The organism is Elusimicrobiaceae bacterium (genome assembly GCA_017520185.1).
Taxonomy (GTDB): Bacteria; Elusimicrobiota; Elusimicrobia; order Elusimicrobiales; family Elusimicrobiaceae; genus Avelusimicrobium.
In genome coordinates this window covers 89,552-104,428 of the sequence record JAFXGO010000008.1, presented here as the reverse complement: position 1 = coordinate 104,428, position 14,877 = coordinate 89,552, and the positions used below count along the sequence as shown (strand labels likewise).

Genomic DNA, 14,877 nt, shown 5'->3' with positions numbered 1-14,877 from the left:
CAAAAAGGCGGTTTTTTTGGTGCTTGTCGGGGCAGATATGCTAAATGCTATAATAAGACATGATTTGTTTAATATGGAGAAAACAAGTATGAAAAAATTTATTATATGTTTGATGTTTGTGCCTGCTATTTTGTTGTTTGGATGCAGTAATTATGTACCCAATATTACGTTGTGGGAAGCGGTTGTTCAGCAAAATGAAAAAGATGTAAAGGCTCATTTGAAAAATGGCGAAAAAGTAAATATTATGTCTTGGGAAGACGAAACAACCCTGCTTATGCTGGCGGTAAAAACGGGAAATTTAAATATTACAAAACGACTGATTAAAGCGGGGGCTTTTTTAAATGAAGAAAATAAAAAGGGGCTAACGGCTGTTATCATTGCTGTAAAAAATAATGATATCCCCATGTTGACTTTGCTCAAAGATTCCGGTGCTTCTTTGAGTCAGATTAATAGATATAGCCAAAGCCCGTTGATGTTTGCTAAATCAACGGAAGTGGCTCAATTGTTGCTGGATAATGGTGTAAAGTTAGATACGCAAATGAATCGGGGGGAAACGGCCTTGATGTTTGCTGCTTCAAACGGAAATCTTGCGCTCGTGAAACTTTTAATAGATAGAGGGGCAGATGTAAATCAAAAGATGTTTTATACGCAGGAAACGGCCCTTACTAAGGCCAGTGAGAATGGGCATAGCGAAGTGGTGAAACTTCTACTGGAGAAAGGGGCCGATAAAGATGTAATAACCTTAAGAAATACTACTGCGTTGATATTAGCCGCTGCAAATGGGCATCTGGAAACAGTAAAACTCTTGATTCAAGCAGGTGCAAAGGTAAATTTTAGAGAAGAAAATGATTTTAATGCGCTTATGTATGCCTCTAAGAACGGACACGCAGAAGTGATCAAGGTGTTATTAGCGGCCGGAGCCGATGTAAATGAGTATAATGAGTTGGGAGGATATGCCTTGATTTTGGCCTCTGAAAATAATCACGCCGAAGCGGTGAAGGCTTTGCTGGCAGGCGGAGCCGATGTGGAGCCGAAAAAGAAAAACCGTTGGACTGCGCTGATGGCTGCTAGTTTAAACGGAAATGTAGAAGCAGTGAAAGCCTTATTGGCAGCCGGTGCCGATGTAAATGCAGAAGACCGAAATAGATTTCCGCCGGTGGCTTCTGCCAGAAATAAACATGGCTGGACTGCACTCATGTTTGCCAGTCAGGCCGGCCATACGGAAGTGGTGAAAATATTGGTCGAAGCCGGAGCCAACGTGCATGTGCGCAATACCTTTGATATGAACCGAACGGCGCTGGATATGGCCGATAATGAGGAAATTAAAAATATTTTGAGATCTGCACGTAGTTAAAATCAAAACTTCTTAATGCAAACCCACCTCAAAAGGTGGGTTTTTTTGGGTTTTAAAATTTTTTTAAGGAGGGGATTTTATTAAAAATGAGATTTTTTAGGTATCTTCTTGTGTTTTTTTGGTACAATTTTTCTGATAGAAAGGTTGTATCCAAAAAAGGAGGAGTTTTATGAAAAAAGCTTTTACCTTAACAGAGCTTTTAATAGTTGTGTTGACAATAGGAGTGCTGGCTGCTGTTGCTACTCCTAAAATGAAACACGTGTTAGAAACTAGAAAAACTACCGAAGCAGAAAGTATGCTTTCTTCAGTTCGTGTGGAACAGGAAAAACGTTGTTCTATAGGAAAAAAATATCATACCAATCCGGCAGAACTATCTGTATTAGCTTCTGCTGCCAAAGGCAAGAATTATACCTATCAATTGTCTGACAGTGGAATAGCAGCCAATAGCGCTTCTCATCAATATAGTATAGAAATGCTTTCTTATAAAGAAGGGGCTTTGTGTTGTCGTGGTGAATATTGTGAACAATTAAACAAAGATTACCCGCGTTGCGAAACGATAACTATTTCCTCAAAAGATGAGTGTGCCTCAGAAGAAACACCTTCTGACACTTATGAATGTGATGAGAATTTGTTGGAAGTTAGCAGATCTTGCCCTGAAGGTAATGGTACTCAAACGCGCACTGCCACCTGTGATACCCAAACGGGTCAGTGGATTTATGGAGAATGGACTGGACCTTGTTTGCCCTTCTGTGGTCCAAAACTAGAAACGGAAAAGGAATGTTCGTGGGGTGTAGGAAAGCTAACGCGTACAGCCACCTGTGATACCCAAACGGGTCAATGGATTTATGGTGTATGGGAAGGTACTTGCGAACCAGATGAGACAAAAGAATGTGATGAAAGTAGTAAGCCTTCTACTACCGGTTCGTGTGGGTGGTGTGGAAAGCAAGAGTATGAAGTAGAGTGCGTGGCTGGTTCTTGGAAGGCTACTCCTGTGGGGGACTGTGTAGAGCCTGATACCGCACAATGTAAAGCCGGTAGTACAAGTTCTTCAGGGGGCCCGACTTGTAGGGTAAAAGTCTTTGACCATGAAGAAATGACAGATGCAGATTCGAAAATGCAAGAAACAGAAGATGAAGTCCTGGGAAGTAATTTTGGGGATTCTGATGGGTTAAGTAATAAATACCAAAGTGGTAATAATTCAACGGAACCGACATATCATTGGGAAAACAAGGATGCTGGTATGATATGTAATACTTCCTGCCGTTGGATGCCACTCACCTGTCCGTCCTATAATAGCGGCGGTGGCGGCAGTGGTGGCCGTCCAATAGGATGTAGCGGTCCTTCGCACCAATACTACACTCGAGTTAATACTAATAAAGAGATGACGACTGAGCATTGTACGCGAGTAGTTGATTGTGATGGTTCGGTGTTGGGCGATAGTTGTACTTCTTTTTAATAAAAAAACCCCGAAGAAATTCGGGGTTTTTTATTGAAATCTTGCTTAAACTTTGAGCAAGGTTTTTACTATAATAAACTATATGAAAGAAAATAATACCGGTACGTATAAGTACGATCCGAAAACCGGCAAAGTGGTGAAAGTTTCTTCCAATGTGCCGTCTACTGCCAAAAAAGGACACATGGGTCCTTGCGGCGGGTGTTGCGGTTGTTGTCATGGGGATTAAACTTTCCGCAGTGGCGGAGAATAGTGCAGGGGCTTTATCGTCAGCAACGCAGCAGTTGCGGGCGGCTTTTTTGTTGTTATTGGGGGGAATGTTAACCTCTTTGCGGACGATATTTCTGCCCTACTTAGCCCTTGCTTTATGTTTATCGTTGGTGGGAATTTATGCCTTGTATCAGCAGTTTATCGGTTTTTTGCCGGCTCCACTTTCTTGGTTTTTATTCTTTTTAGCATTTAGTTTGTATGGCGCGCTGGCCTTTGCTTATGCGGTGCTGTTGTCTTTAGTATATGGAGTAAAAAGCGCAGCAGCCCATGTGGAAGATTTTTTATATGAATTGTTCTCCTCTGTCAAAGAGCAAGTGCGCTCTAAAATAAATGATATGGAAGATGGCCTTCCCAAACAACAGGCAAAAGTGATTCTGGAAAATAGTGTTTTGGAAGTGATTGCTCCATTAAAGAATTTTCGTTTAAATTCTGCTCCGAAGGTGGCGGCTTTCGTGTTAATTTCAGCTCTTACTTTTGTGACACGCTCTGTATTTTTGGCTCGTTTGGCACGTTTAACCACCAATACGGTTCAATTTTCCACCGTATTTGCCAGCAGAGCCACATTGGTGGGGGCTTTGTTTTTAAACCTACGTTGGTTGGCAGTGCTAGTTTTGTGGATTTTATATGCTTTGGGCGTATGGGTGTTAATTTTAAATTTATGGATTATTTTTTAATTAATATGAAAAAAATTATTTTACTTGTGTGTGCGTTGTGTTTATCGGTTTCGGTTGCGGCACAGAGTGCTGCCTCTTTGGTGAACCGTTCTAAAAAACAGACCGACCTTTCTCAAAAAATGATCCTGTTAACCAAAGCCGTTAAAAAATCTCCCAAATATGCCGCAGCCTGGCATCACAGAGGGGACGTTTACCGTCAAATGGGAAGATACAATAAAGCCATTTCCGATTATTCTAAAGCCATTAGTCTTACACCTAAGGATCCGTTTCGTTATTATGCGCGTGCACTGGCCTATATGGATATGGAAAAAAATACGTTGGCTTTGGCTGATTTGACAAAAGCCATCTCTCTGAAAAAAGATTATTCTGATTTTTACTTGCACAGGGCACGTGTCCATTTTGATTTGCAAAAATACGCTGCCTCCATCAAAGATTACAAGAAGTATTTAAAACGCAAAAAAGCCACTGCGGAAATATCTTTTGCTTTAGCGCAGGCTTATTTTCATATTTATAAATACAATGAAGCGGAGGAGGAGTTAACCGCGCTATTAGAAAAGTATGAAGAATGGGCGGAAATTTATTTTTGGTTGGGCCGAATCCGCTATAATCAGGGCAGACTGGATGAAGCCGTTTCTTTTTACAGTAAAGCCATTAACCGCCATCCCGAATGGGATCAGGCATACCGTTATCGTGCCTCTGCTTTTAAAGATATGGGAGAGCCGGAAGCGGCAGCGCAAGATTACAGCCGTCTGTTAGAGTTGGCTCCGGAAGATATTTTTTATAATAGACGCGGGCTCGTGTATGAGGAGATGGGGCAGTTGGATAAAGCCTTAGCCGACTACAATAAAACTATAGAAATTTCTCCCAAATGGCCGATTGCTTACAATAATCGGGGTTATGTGTATTTAAAACAAAAAAATTATAATATGGCTAGAAAAGATTTTCAAAAAGCCATTGAATTGGACGATAGTTTGCCTACGCCTTATATTAATTTGGCCGGTACCTATTGGTTGCAAAAGAAAGACCGCCGCCAAGTATATCGCTATTTAGAGCAGGCTTTAAAGCGCGGTTTTCGTGATTTTGATGCTTTGTATGACCAAGAGAAGAAAGGGTGGATGTTTGAAGGTATTAATAAGACGGCAGAATTTAGAGCTGTGATGTATAGATAATAAAAACACCCCGCATTAAGCGGGGTGTTTTTTGTTAGGAAACCTATTTTTTCAATTCTTCCGGCAGATTGACCGCTACGTTTAAGAGGAAGGGTTTTTTCTTTACTTCTTCTACAAACGCTTCATCGCGCAAGGCATTGCGATATTCAGGGTCTTGGAAGATATAGTGGAACTTGGTGTACACATCATAGGTGCCGGCTTGAATGGCCACGATGTCTTGCACACCTACGATTTCTTCATCGGTCGGAACCACAAAGATTTTTACTTTAGAATCTGCGGCAGAAATACAGGTTTCCGCATTTTTGGTGACGGATTCGCGGTTTTTCTGTGGATCCAAAATGATACCGTAGTTTTCCAATCCTTCCACACTCTTACCGCGCACGACGGGGCCTCTTTCACCTACACCTGCGGTAAATACAATAGCATCTACTCTGCCTAAAGCGGCCATGTAAGAGCCGATGTATTTTTTAATACGGTAGCTTTCCATCGCGATAGCTAATTTGCATAATTCATCGCCTTTTTGCGCATTAATTTCAATGTCGCGTCTGTCGGCAAAGCGACCGCCGGTAATGGCTTTTACACCGCTTTCACGGTTTAAAATGCGGTACATTTCTTCCGGAGCCATGTTGAGTTTTTTCATCATGTGGAAACAAATAGAGGGGTCAATATCACCGCTGCGCGTCCCCATGATTAAACCTTCCAGCGGGGTTAAGCCCATGCTGGTGTCATAGCATTGTCCGTTTTTAATAGCCGTACAGCTGGCTCCATTGCCTATATGACAAACAATAGTGCTGGTGTCTTCTACATTTTTGCCCAAAAGTACGGCAGCGCGACGAGAACAATACATCACAGATGTTCCGTGCGCACCAAAGCGGCGCATGCTGTAATCGGTGTACCATTCACGCGGAAGTGCGTACATATACGCAAAGGCAGGCATCGTTTGGTGGAAAGCGGTATCCATGACACAGACGTGTTTGACATTCGGCAAGATGGATTTAGCCGCTTCAATACCCATAATGTGGGCCGGATTATGCAGGGGGGCCAAATCAGAAATATTTTTAAGTTCTGCGATCACTTCGTCCGTTGCTTCTACGGATTTGGTAAATTTGCCGCCATGTACAATACGATGGCCGACGGCAGAAATCATATTAATATTTTCAATAACACCATGTTCTTTATGTGTTAGTGTGCTGATGACCAAATTAATAGCATCTTTGTGGTCTTTGCAGTCTTGTTGCAATTCATGGGCGGCTTGACCCGGACGTTCATGCGTGATAAAAGAACCGGCAATACCCACGCGTTCTACGCCACCGGCGGCTAAACTGCGTTTTTTCTCCCAATCATAAACACTGTATTTGACAGACGAGCTGCCACAGTTGAGAAACAGAATAATCATGTCATATACCTCTTGTTTGGCCCTGCGTTAAAACGTAGGGAATAAAATAAAAGACTTCCCTCTTATTTTAACAAATTGAAAGCCAATGGGCGAGGTTGCCATAGAAAATTCTTTTTGTTAACATTAAAAAAGGAGGATTTTATGAAAAGAATCACTTTGATTTTTTTTATGCTGCTTTGTGCAGCAACCATGCAGGCGGCAGTGAAGTTGACGGGACCGGGAGCAATTGAAAATATTGCCGGTATTGCGGGAAAGCGCGGGTTTTCCGGAGATAGCAGCGATGCTATTGAAGCACGTTTGGCCAGCCCGCTAGGTATGGTAATAGACCGATGGAATAATATTTATATTGCCGATACTTTAAATCATCGCATTCGTTATATAGAAGCGCGTACGGGCCGTATTTATACGGTTGCCGGTACGGGCAAAGGGGGATTTTTTAATGATGGCGGAAATGCTGATATGGCAGGTCTGCGTGGACCGACGGGTTTGGCTTTGGATCAGCATGGCAATTTGTATATTGCAGATACCGGCAATCACCGTATCCGCATGTTAACGCCCAAAGGCTATTTGCATACCATTGCCGGAAACGGGAGCAAAGGCTATGAGGGGGAAGGCGCCCGAGCCAAAAGCACCGCTTTGAACGCACCTACCGGTATAGCCATTAACAGTAAAGGGGAAATTTTTATCGCCGATACCGGCAATCATCGCATTCGTAAAATAGACCGTACTACCGGCATTTTAACGACGGTAGTGGGTAAAGGATATGCCGGTGATGACGGTGACTTTGGCTTGGCGGGAAATGCTTTGCTCAACAAACCCAGCGCTATTCTTTTTGATAAGTATGACAATTTGTATATTGCTGATACCAAAAACCATAAAATCAGGTTTGTAGATCGTATCAAAAATCTCATTTTTACCTTTGCAGGAAATGGCCGTTCCGGCTACTGCGGAGATAATAATTATGGGCGGACGGGGGATATCTGCTTTAATGATCCCACCGGCTTAGCCATAGACCGTTTAGGCCGATTGTATGTAGCCGATACCGATAACCAACGAATCCGCCGCATTAACATTAATCTGCAGGAGCGGCGTGGTGAGGCAGAAACCGTAGTGGGAAACGGGGAAAGAGGGTATAACGGGGCTAATATGAACGCGTGGGACGTATCTTTGGCTTATCCGGGAGCGATGGCCATTTCTCCGTTAGATATGCTCTATTTCTTGGATACCGGCAACAATGTGGTGCGCCGCGTACAAGCCATTTCGCGCGTGCGTCCGCCTACCAGTTATTCTTCTTATGCAAAAGCAGGTGGAACAGTAGATAGCCGTAGTTTTATAGATGTATTATTTAAACCGCAAAAAGAAAAAATACAGCAAGGAAAATAATTGTTAGTTAAAAAAAGAGCCTGATTTCAGGCTCTTTTTTTACGGGTAAATTAAATGCCACCGAATCTTCGCTGTCGGCGTTGATATTCTTGCAATGCTTTTTGCAGTTGTTCTTTGTTAAAATCCGGCCACAAAACGGAAGTAAAATAAAATTCACTATAAGCAGCTTGCCATAATAAAAAATTAGATAAGCGTTGTTCACCGGACGTGCGGATAATCAACTCCGGAGCAGGAAGTTGGGGTTGATAAAGGTGGTCGGAAATATCTTGGATTGAGATTTGTTTTTTTCCGTCTGCCAAGAGTTTGTTAACGGCATGGGTGATTTCTTGTTGTGCGCCATAATTAAGCGCCAAATTTACCGTCAACCCCGTATGATGAGCAGTGCTTTGAACCAATTTATCTATTTTTTGCAAAATTCGAACCGGTAAAGGCTCTCTTTCTCCGCTGACCCAAATGCGTAAATTTTTCTTCTCGGCTGATTTTTGATATTCATCTAAGGTTTTTTCCAAAAGATCCATTAAGGCATCAATTTCTTCTTTCGGACGAGACCAATTCTCTGTAGAAAAAGCATAGAGTGTAATAAATTTAATGCCTAACTCCGGCGCACTTTCAATAATACGTCGTACGGATTGGGCACCTTCTTTGTGGCCGGCAGAGCGCGGTAAATTACGCATAGCGGCCCAACGGCCGTTTCCGTCCATAATAATAGCCACGTGTTTGGGAGTAGGGTTTGTTGTATCTATGCTCATAGTTTTATTTTACCTAATTAAAAGACTTAGATAAAGTTGGCACAAACAGGTTTGCTTTTTATAAAATACAAATATGCACTTTATTAAATATCAAGGGTTGGGCAATGATTTCGTATTTGTGAATGCCCAAAAAGAAAAAATAAATGACGTTTTTAAAGCGGCTCAAATTTTATGTGATCGCCGCTTTGGCATTGGCGCAGACGGTTTGATTTTGATGTCTGATTCTGCAACGGCCGATGCTCAGATGAGGGTGATTAATGCAGATGGGAGCGAAGCCGAAATGTGCGGCAATGCCTCACGTTGTGCCCCGTTGTTTTGGAAAGAACAAGGCCTCTTGAAAAACGATACCTTGTGTCTGGAAACACTGGCCGGCCCTATTATTACTGAAGTAAAAGATTGGCAAAAGGGCCTTGTATCGGTGGACATGGGAATGCCTCGATTGACCAGGGGGGAAATACCGATGAGTGGAAACCCCGCCCAACAAGCAATAAACGTGCCGTTAACGGCTGCCGGACAAGAATGGTGCGGTACGGCTGTTTCTATGGGTAATCCTCATTTTGTAATTTTTGTGCCGGATATGGCTTTGGTAGATGTGGCGAAGGTAGGGCCTGTAATTGAAAAACATGCCTGCTTTCCTAAGAAAACCAATGTGGAATTTGTACAAAAAATAGACCATCGTACTTTGCGTATGCGTGTGTGGGAACGCGGTGCCGGTATTACACAAGCCTGCGGCACCGGCTCTTGTGCTACGGCAGTGGCGGCGGTCTTAACAGGGCAAACGGAAGAAACGGTACGAGTAATTTTGGACGGAGGAGAGTTGGAAATTGATTGGACAGGCCGCAAGCACTTGCGTATGACGGGGCCTGCGCAAAAAGTTTTTGAAGGAGAATTTAAAGAAAGATTATGACGAAAATGAATGAAAATTATTTAAATTTACAGGGTAGTTATTTATTTGCTGAAGTGGCCAAACGTCGCAGTGCTTATATAGCCAACCATCCTGAAAAAGAGGTGATCAGTTTAGGAATCGGAGATGTGAGCCAACCGTTGGTGCCGGCAGTTGTAGCGGCTATGAAAAAAGCCTGTGATGAGATGGGAAATGCCGAAACCTTTCGCGGATACGGCCCCTATGAGGGGTATGATTTTTTGCGTAAAGTCATTGCCCAACATGACTATCAGATTCATGGTGTAAATATTGCCGAAGACGAAATTTTTATTAGTGACGGTGCCAAAAGCGATGTGGCTAATTTTCAAGAATTATTCTCTGCAGACAGCCGCGTAGCCTTGCAAGATCCGGTGTATCCGGTGTATTTAGATACCAATGTCATGGCAGGCCGCAGCGGTAGTTTTGAAAACGGGCAATTTAAAAATATTATTTATTTGCCCTGTACGGCTGAAAATAATTTTTCACCTCAGTTGCCCAAAGAGCATGCTGATTTGGTGTATTTGTGCTCTCCCAACAACCCTACCGGTTCTGTCATGAGCCGCGAGGAACTGACAAAGTGGGTAAATTGGGCTTTAGAGCATAAGGCAGTGATTTTATATGATAGCGCCTACGAAGCCTTTATTCGTGAAGAAAATGTGCCTCATAGCATTTTTGAAGTGGAAGGGGCGGAGAAATGTGCAGTAGAGTTTCGTTCGTTCTCTAAAACAGCCGGATTTACCGGTACTCGCTGTGCCTATTGTGTAGTGCCTAAAGCATTAGAAATTTATGATAATTTGGGGCAAAGCCATAAAGCCAATGCTTTGTGGATGCGCCGTCAAAGCACCAAATTCAACGGTGTGCCGTATATCATTCAACGCGGTGCCGAAGCGGTATATTCCGCAGAAGGATTGCGCCAAACCCGTGAAATTATTGATGGGTATTTGTCCAATGCCCGGGTGATTTATAGCGCACTGAAAGAGACCGGTTTAGAAGTGTTTGGCGGAAAAAATGCCCCTTACATTTGGCTGAAAACTCCACAATCAATGAACTCTTGGCAATTTTTTGATTTTATGCTTGAAAAATTGCAGATTGTCGGTACGCCCGGATCCGGTTTTGGACATAGTGGGGAAGGCTATTTCCGTTTGACGGCTTTTAATACGCCGGAGCTTACGCAAAAAGCGGCCCAGCGAATTTTAGATTTAAAATAAGGAGCATGCTATGAAGAAAGGATTTACCTTAACGGAATTGTTGATGGTGGTAGTCATTGTCGGGATTTTATCTACGATTGCTTTGCCCGGTTATCAGCGTAGTATTGAAAAAACGCGCGCTACGGAGGCCATGAACATACTTAAAACGGCCAATGACGCAGTATATGCTTTTGCCGCAGAAAGGAACAAATGTCCGGAATCGTTTAAAAAAATTCTGGTGACAATTCCGGGAGAAAAGACATCTGATACATTAATTACCGGCAAATATTTCAGGTATCATTTAAATGCGGCCGTTAATGCTTATATTCCGGGAACCGGATGCGGTGGAATTATTGCAGAAAGAATTGGGGGAGAATATCAAATTTGGAATCCTTATGCCACCACTGAAGCCGGAAAACGTACATTGGCGTGCAACTCCAATACTGAAGCCGGGATAAAAATCTGCAGATCTTTGGGTATTTATACACAGAAAGATCCTATCATTCCGGAAACGGACATATAAATATTATTTGTTTTTGCTATCCTAAAAACCCCCAGCTTTTGGCTGGGGGTTTGAATTTGTACAGAATAATCAGAATTGTTGCTAGAATCCGGCCTTTTTTAATTTTTCAAAGAAATAGCAGGCTTTGGCATTTTTTTCTTGTCGCTCAGAGAGAAACTTCAGGTGATGAATAATTCTTATTTTAACGACATCAGTTTTAACGTCATCGTTATTTAAGAAAGAATTTCTTCCTTCTCTGTCATTAATGACGGAAAAAGATTCTCCGTTATCTGCAGAGGTAAAAACATATTCTTCCTTTTGTTGCTCGTTAAAATTATTTCTTACGTTAAAATGAGAATAAGTTCCTCTTTGGTAAAAAATTGCTGTATGTGAGTTCTGGCTCGCTTGCCGAGTGTAAGGATACGGAAATTTAGTCGTATAATTGTCTATAGTTGATCCGTAATGATCTACCTGATAATAGCAATCGGACCCGGAAAAGGATACCTTCTCATGGCTATTCGCTCCTTGATTCGTAATATACCACGTATTTGCTTGATGTTGAACCTCCAGAAAAATAAGCCGACGGTCAGCTATCCCAACCTCTACTGTAAAAGAATGTTTTTCTGGCAGTTGATTAAAATCAAATAATACGTAATAATTGTTCTCAGGATGTACTATTTGTTGAGTTCCGTTTAAAGGTAAATTAAGTACACCTTCCATAGCAAACGGATTAAAAAAAGTTCCGGGATCAGCAGCGCTTTTTTCCGATTTCAACCTTCCGTCTTCATGAAAAGAGTATACGGATAATCCTCTATAATGATCAGGCCTATTTACTTGGCGAGCCTGTTTATAGTATCTATTTTCGCAAAATCCCTTCCAGCCCTCATTAGCACGTTTGGAATAATTACCATTGATTTTAGCCAAATTAAAATCAATCAAATTGATAAAACCGTCTACATCATCACAGGTGAGCGTCACCTTGCCCGCTTTGCCTCCATCTTTTGACATAACGGCATCAGAATCGGCATCTGAGGAGGTGGAATATTCTACAGAAGATGAACTTATTCCATTGTTGTTTGTGTAGCGATCGGATAATCCCCAATAATGCCCTATTTCATGTAGTAGTAGCGGATTGAGGCGACTGATATATTCCGGATTATTCTGTGAAGAATAATTTTTACCGGACTCAAGTTCAGATTCTTCTAAATAAAAAGGATTGAGAATATTGATAAGCCTTTTTGAGTCATGATGAGGGTAAAAAACACCACCTCCTTGATGAGTGGTAAAGTGAAAAAGGATATCCTCCCCTTCTTTTACTTGTTTGAGTTTTAAAGAAGTGTGTCGAAAAATATTTAATATATCTTTAAAATCATTGGCTCTGCCTTGTTTAAGAATATAGTCACTGGTTTGGTTGAGCCATTCATTAAAGTTGCGTTCTATGGCTTGAGCAAAGATGCTCGTGTGCATCTGTTTGGTGATTTCGTCAGGTTGTACTCCTTCTCCATAATCAACTTGGATGGAGTATGAAATAGGCTGATTGGTTAAATATCTATACATGGCAAAGAACGGATATTGGTCTTTGCCTTCATCTGCTGGGGATTCTCTATCAGAAACAGTTTCTTCTAAGTGTTTCAAAAGGCCCCACTGTGCCGCTTGAACAGGGGCAAAAGCGCAACACAAGACACCGCATATCAAGGCGGCGGTTAAACAACCGGATTTTATAAGGGAAAAGAATGTTTTCATACTTATAGTATAGTAGAGTTTTGATAGGGTTTCAATATGTTTTTTCGGTCTTAATACAAAGCATCAATCTTCTATATAAAGCAACAGATATCCTTTGTCAAACAAGACTTCTGTTCTTTTAGCGGTAATTACGTTAGAAAGCCCCGTCTGCCCCAACTGCCAATCTACCCCGTTTAAGCGGTATTTTACACCTTTTAAGGTAAGATTTTGGCAATTTGTAAGAGGAATAATGCTCATGCGAGCTCCTTTATTGGCAGAAAAACGAAAAGACTGTGTTAAGGGGAAAATGCTCCAATTCTTTCCTCTAAATATAATTTTTATTTTGCTGAGGTAGGGATAAACCGATAGAAAATTACCCACTGTAAAATCCAACCTGCCGCCCGTTGCGCCTACGATGACACATTCGTCAAATTGTTGCAACACCAACCAATCCAACGCTTTTTCCAAGTCTGTATTATCTTGGCGTTTGACATGAATAAATGGAATATCTTGAAAGACATTTTTTGTTTTTGGGGAAGCGGAGTCCAAATCTCCAATCACTACATCGGGGGTGATGCCTGCCGATAGTGCCGAATTAGATCCACCGTCAGCAGCCAATACAAAGTCCGCCTCTTGGGCCAACTTTTTCAACCAACAGCCCGGTTTTTCTCCATTACAAATCAATAGTGCTTTGGACATTTTTGTTTTTCCTTGTTTTGTTTAAAAGCAAAATTACAATGCTGGTACTTACCCCAATATAGAACCCATCTATTTGTGCCCAAAATCCACTTAGTGGAAGTATTTTCCATGCCGTCATAACAGCCGCGCTGGAAAGAGCACTGCAGACAAATAAACGGTCACTAATGCGCTTTGGATATATATATCCTACCAAAATAGGCACCAGTAAACAGGCTGAAAAATAAGAGCCTAAGGTAATCCAAATTTCTTTAAAACTTCCATCTAGAAGTTGGGCCATTGCAATTGCTAAACCGCCTACAACAAAAAGAGCAATACGGTTGGAAAAAATAATATTTTTGAACCGGTGTTTTAGCAAATCATAACTTAATGTATTGGAAGCAATAAATAAAAAAGAATTAAGCGTGGAGAGAATGATGGCCAAAATGCCCGCTACAAAAAAGCCTTTTAATCCTGTTGGCAATAGTTGTATCGCATAAAAGAAATACGCTTCCGCCGGCTCTGCCGTCGGCAGTAAGGCACGAGCATATAAAGAGCCTAAAGTTGTACATATATCAAAACAAAACCAAATGAGAGTGGAAATCAATACCCCTTTTTTTACGATTTGCGGGCTTTTGGCCGCAAAACAACGCTGGTAAAAACTAGGGTCTATTAAAGTAGATAAAGCAATAAATCCCCAAATCAGCGTATTTAAGATACCGTTTCCGCCCGTCAAACTAAAGTGAGAGGGGGGAAGATGGGTTTTCAAAAAGGAAATTCCTCCAAAATCTTGCAAGGAAAAAAGAACTACCAATAATACGGCACTGCACATAACAAAAAATTGGACCAAATCTGAAAAAACAACCGCTTTAAATCCTCCCCAAGCGGTATAAATACACGTAAAAACAGTGCCGATAATCATGCCGTTTAATACGCCAATGCCAAAAATCATATTTAAAAAAATTCCCAAACTCAACACGTAGGCTACCGGCGTGATATAGAAAAAAGTAAACAAGGCTGCCACTTTTCCTGCTTTAGGGCCGAACATATTTTCTGCCAAATCCGGCAAAGTGACAGATTGATACTTGGCCACTTTTTCTGCAATAAAGAAAGCAAATATAATATAAGCCACATACCAGAAAAACCCTTGTGTCACAAAATTGTAAATTCCATAGTTAAAGGTGATTTCATTGACTCCAAAAATACCGCCATACCAAGTGGCTACTAAGGTGGCTACAAACAAAGGCAAGGTAAGTTGCCGGCCCATTAATAAATAATCCAAAGCGGTATTTTGTGGTTTTTTTTGACGGTAATGGCCATAGACGGCTACGGCAAAAGTAAGCGCCATTACTAAACCGAACACACACCAATCAGTGGTGGAAAGATAAGAAATTATTTTTAATTTATTGAGCATATTTATC

At 41.6% G+C, this 14,877-nt stretch carries 14 protein-coding genes; 9 read left to right on the top strand and 5 right to left on the bottom strand.

What is annotated here, in order from left to right; genetic code table 11:
* Window positions 1-88: 88 nt before the first annotated feature.
* From IKL48_01140 to IKL48_01120, 5 genes are all read left to right on the top strand, one after another.
* A complete protein-coding gene (locus tag IKL48_01140; GenBank protein ID MBR3603289.1) occupies window positions 89-1,354 on the top strand; it encodes an ankyrin repeat domain-containing protein in 1,266 nt (421 codons plus the stop codon).
* 169 nt (window positions 1,355-1,523) lie between these two features.
* On the top strand, window positions 1,524-2,810 hold the full coding sequence (locus IKL48_01135) for a prepilin-type N-terminal cleavage/methylation domain-containing protein (GenBank protein ID MBR3603288.1): 1,287 nt from the start codon (window positions 1,524-1,526) through the stop codon (window positions 2,808-2,810).
* Window positions 2,811-2,892: 82 nt separating this feature from the next.
* Window positions 2,893-3,036, top strand: a complete 144-nt coding sequence (locus tag IKL48_01130) for a hypothetical protein (protein MBR3603287.1) — start codon at window positions 2,893-2,895, stop codon at window positions 3,034-3,036.
* A complete protein-coding gene (locus tag IKL48_01125; GenBank protein ID MBR3603286.1) occupies window positions 3,026-3,751 on the top strand; it encodes a hypothetical protein in 726 nt (241 codons plus the stop codon). Before IKL48_01130 ends, IKL48_01125 begins: the two co-directional genes overlap by 11 nt.
* Before the next feature lie 5 nt (window positions 3,752-3,756).
* On the top strand, window positions 3,757-4,920 hold the full coding sequence (locus tag IKL48_01120) for a tetratricopeptide repeat protein (GenBank protein ID MBR3603285.1): 1,164 nt from the start codon (window positions 3,757-3,759) through the stop codon (window positions 4,918-4,920).
* 43 nt (window positions 4,921-4,963) lie between these two features.
* Here IKL48_01120 and IKL48_01115 read toward each other — a convergent pair whose 3' ends face one another.
* A complete protein-coding gene (locus IKL48_01115) occupies window positions 4,964-6,316 on the bottom strand; it encodes an acetate kinase (protein ID MBR3603284.1) in 1,353 nt (450 codons plus the stop codon).
* A 141-nt stretch (window positions 6,317-6,457) separates the two neighbouring features.
* Between IKL48_01115 and IKL48_01110 the strand changes: the two genes are divergently transcribed.
* On the top strand, window positions 6,458-7,699 hold the full coding sequence (locus IKL48_01110) for a hypothetical protein (protein ID MBR3603283.1): 1,242 nt from the start codon (window positions 6,458-6,460) through the stop codon (window positions 7,697-7,699).
* A gap of 50 nt (window positions 7,700-7,749) precedes the next feature.
* On the opposite strand, the gene IKL48_01105 is transcribed toward IKL48_01110, so the two are convergent.
* A complete protein-coding gene (locus tag IKL48_01105) occupies window positions 7,750-8,448 on the bottom strand; it encodes an isoprenyl transferase (protein MBR3603282.1) in 699 nt (232 codons plus the stop codon).
* Window positions 8,449-8,521: 73 nt separating this feature from the next.
* On the opposite strand from IKL48_01105, the gene IKL48_01100 reads away from it, so the two are divergent.
* The 3 genes from IKL48_01100 to IKL48_01090 are packed head-to-tail and all read left to right on the top strand — an operon-like array spanning window position 8,522 to window position 11,080.
* Window positions 8,522-9,355, top strand: coding sequence for a diaminopimelate epimerase (locus IKL48_01100; protein MBR3603281.1), 834 nt, complete (start codon window positions 8,522-8,524; stop codon window positions 9,353-9,355).
* Window positions 9,352-10,578, top strand: a complete 1,227-nt coding sequence (locus IKL48_01095; protein MBR3603280.1) for an LL-diaminopimelate aminotransferase — start codon at window positions 9,352-9,354, stop codon at window positions 10,576-10,578. Before IKL48_01100 ends, IKL48_01095 begins: the two co-directional genes overlap by 4 nt.
* A gap of 10 nt (window positions 10,579-10,588) precedes the next feature.
* Window positions 10,589-11,080, top strand: coding sequence for a prepilin-type N-terminal cleavage/methylation domain-containing protein (locus tag IKL48_01090; GenBank protein MBR3603279.1), 492 nt, complete (start codon window positions 10,589-10,591; stop codon window positions 11,078-11,080).
* 81 nt (window positions 11,081-11,161) lie between these two features.
* Here the strand turns inward: IKL48_01090 and IKL48_01085 are convergent, their stop codons facing one another.
* From IKL48_01085 to IKL48_01075, 3 genes are all read right to left on the bottom strand, one after another.
* Window positions 11,162-12,802, bottom strand: coding sequence for a hypothetical protein (locus IKL48_01085; GenBank protein ID MBR3603278.1), 1,641 nt, complete (start codon window positions 12,800-12,802; stop codon window positions 11,162-11,164).
* A gap of 63 nt (window positions 12,803-12,865) precedes the next feature.
* Window positions 12,866-13,480 (bottom strand): thiamine diphosphokinase, encoded by a 615-nt coding sequence (locus tag IKL48_01080; GenBank protein ID MBR3603277.1) that lies wholly within the window; start codon window positions 13,478-13,480, stop codon window positions 12,866-12,868.
* Complete coding sequence (locus IKL48_01075; GenBank protein MBR3603276.1) at window positions 13,455-14,870, bottom strand: sodium:solute symporter family protein; 1,416 nt, start codon at window positions 14,868-14,870, stop codon at window positions 13,455-13,457. The genes IKL48_01080 and IKL48_01075 overlap by 26 nt, the downstream gene beginning before the upstream one ends.
* Window positions 14,871-14,877 lie beyond the last annotated feature (7 nt).

Bases quoted from the DNA above. Each gene is read 5' to 3' on its own strand.
- IKL48_01140 (MBR3603289.1), top strand. From the start codon at position 89: ATGAAAAAATTTATTATATGTTTGATGTTTGTGCCTGCTATTTTGTTG.
- IKL48_01135 (MBR3603288.1), top strand. From the start codon at position 1,524: ATGAAAAAAGCTTTTACCTTAACAGAGCTTTTAATAGTTGTGTTGACA.
- IKL48_01130 (MBR3603287.1), top strand. From the start codon at position 2,893: ATGAAAGAAAATAATACCGGTACGTATAAGTACGATCCGAAAACCGGC.
- IKL48_01125 (MBR3603286.1), top strand. From the start codon at position 3,026: ATGGGGATTAAACTTTCCGCAGTGGCGGAGAATAGTGCAGGGGCTTTA.
- IKL48_01120 (MBR3603285.1), top strand. From the start codon at position 3,757: ATGAAAAAAATTATTTTACTTGTGTGTGCGTTGTGTTTATCGGTTTCG.
- IKL48_01115 (MBR3603284.1), bottom strand. From the start codon at position 6,316: ATGATTATTCTGTTTCTCAACTGTGGCAGCTCGTCTGTCAAATACAGT.
- IKL48_01110 (MBR3603283.1), top strand. From the start codon at position 6,458: ATGAAAAGAATCACTTTGATTTTTTTTATGCTGCTTTGTGCAGCAACC.
- IKL48_01105 (MBR3603282.1), bottom strand. From the start codon at position 8,448: ATGAGCATAGATACAACAAACCCTACTCCCAAACACGTGGCTATTATT.
- IKL48_01100 (MBR3603281.1), top strand. From the start codon at position 8,522: ATGCACTTTATTAAATATCAAGGGTTGGGCAATGATTTCGTATTTGTG.
- IKL48_01095 (MBR3603280.1), top strand. From the start codon at position 9,352: ATGACGAAAATGAATGAAAATTATTTAAATTTACAGGGTAGTTATTTA.
- IKL48_01090 (MBR3603279.1), top strand. From the start codon at position 10,589: ATGAAGAAAGGATTTACCTTAACGGAATTGTTGATGGTGGTAGTCATT.
- IKL48_01085 (MBR3603278.1), bottom strand. From the start codon at position 12,802: ATGAAAACATTCTTTTCCCTTATAAAATCCGGTTGTTTAACCGCCGCC.
- IKL48_01080 (MBR3603277.1), bottom strand. From the start codon at position 13,480: ATGTCCAAAGCACTATTGATTTGTAATGGAGAAAAACCGGGCTGTTGG.
- IKL48_01075 (MBR3603276.1), bottom strand. From the start codon at position 14,870: ATGCTCAATAAATTAAAAATAATTTCTTATCTTTCCACCACTGATTGG.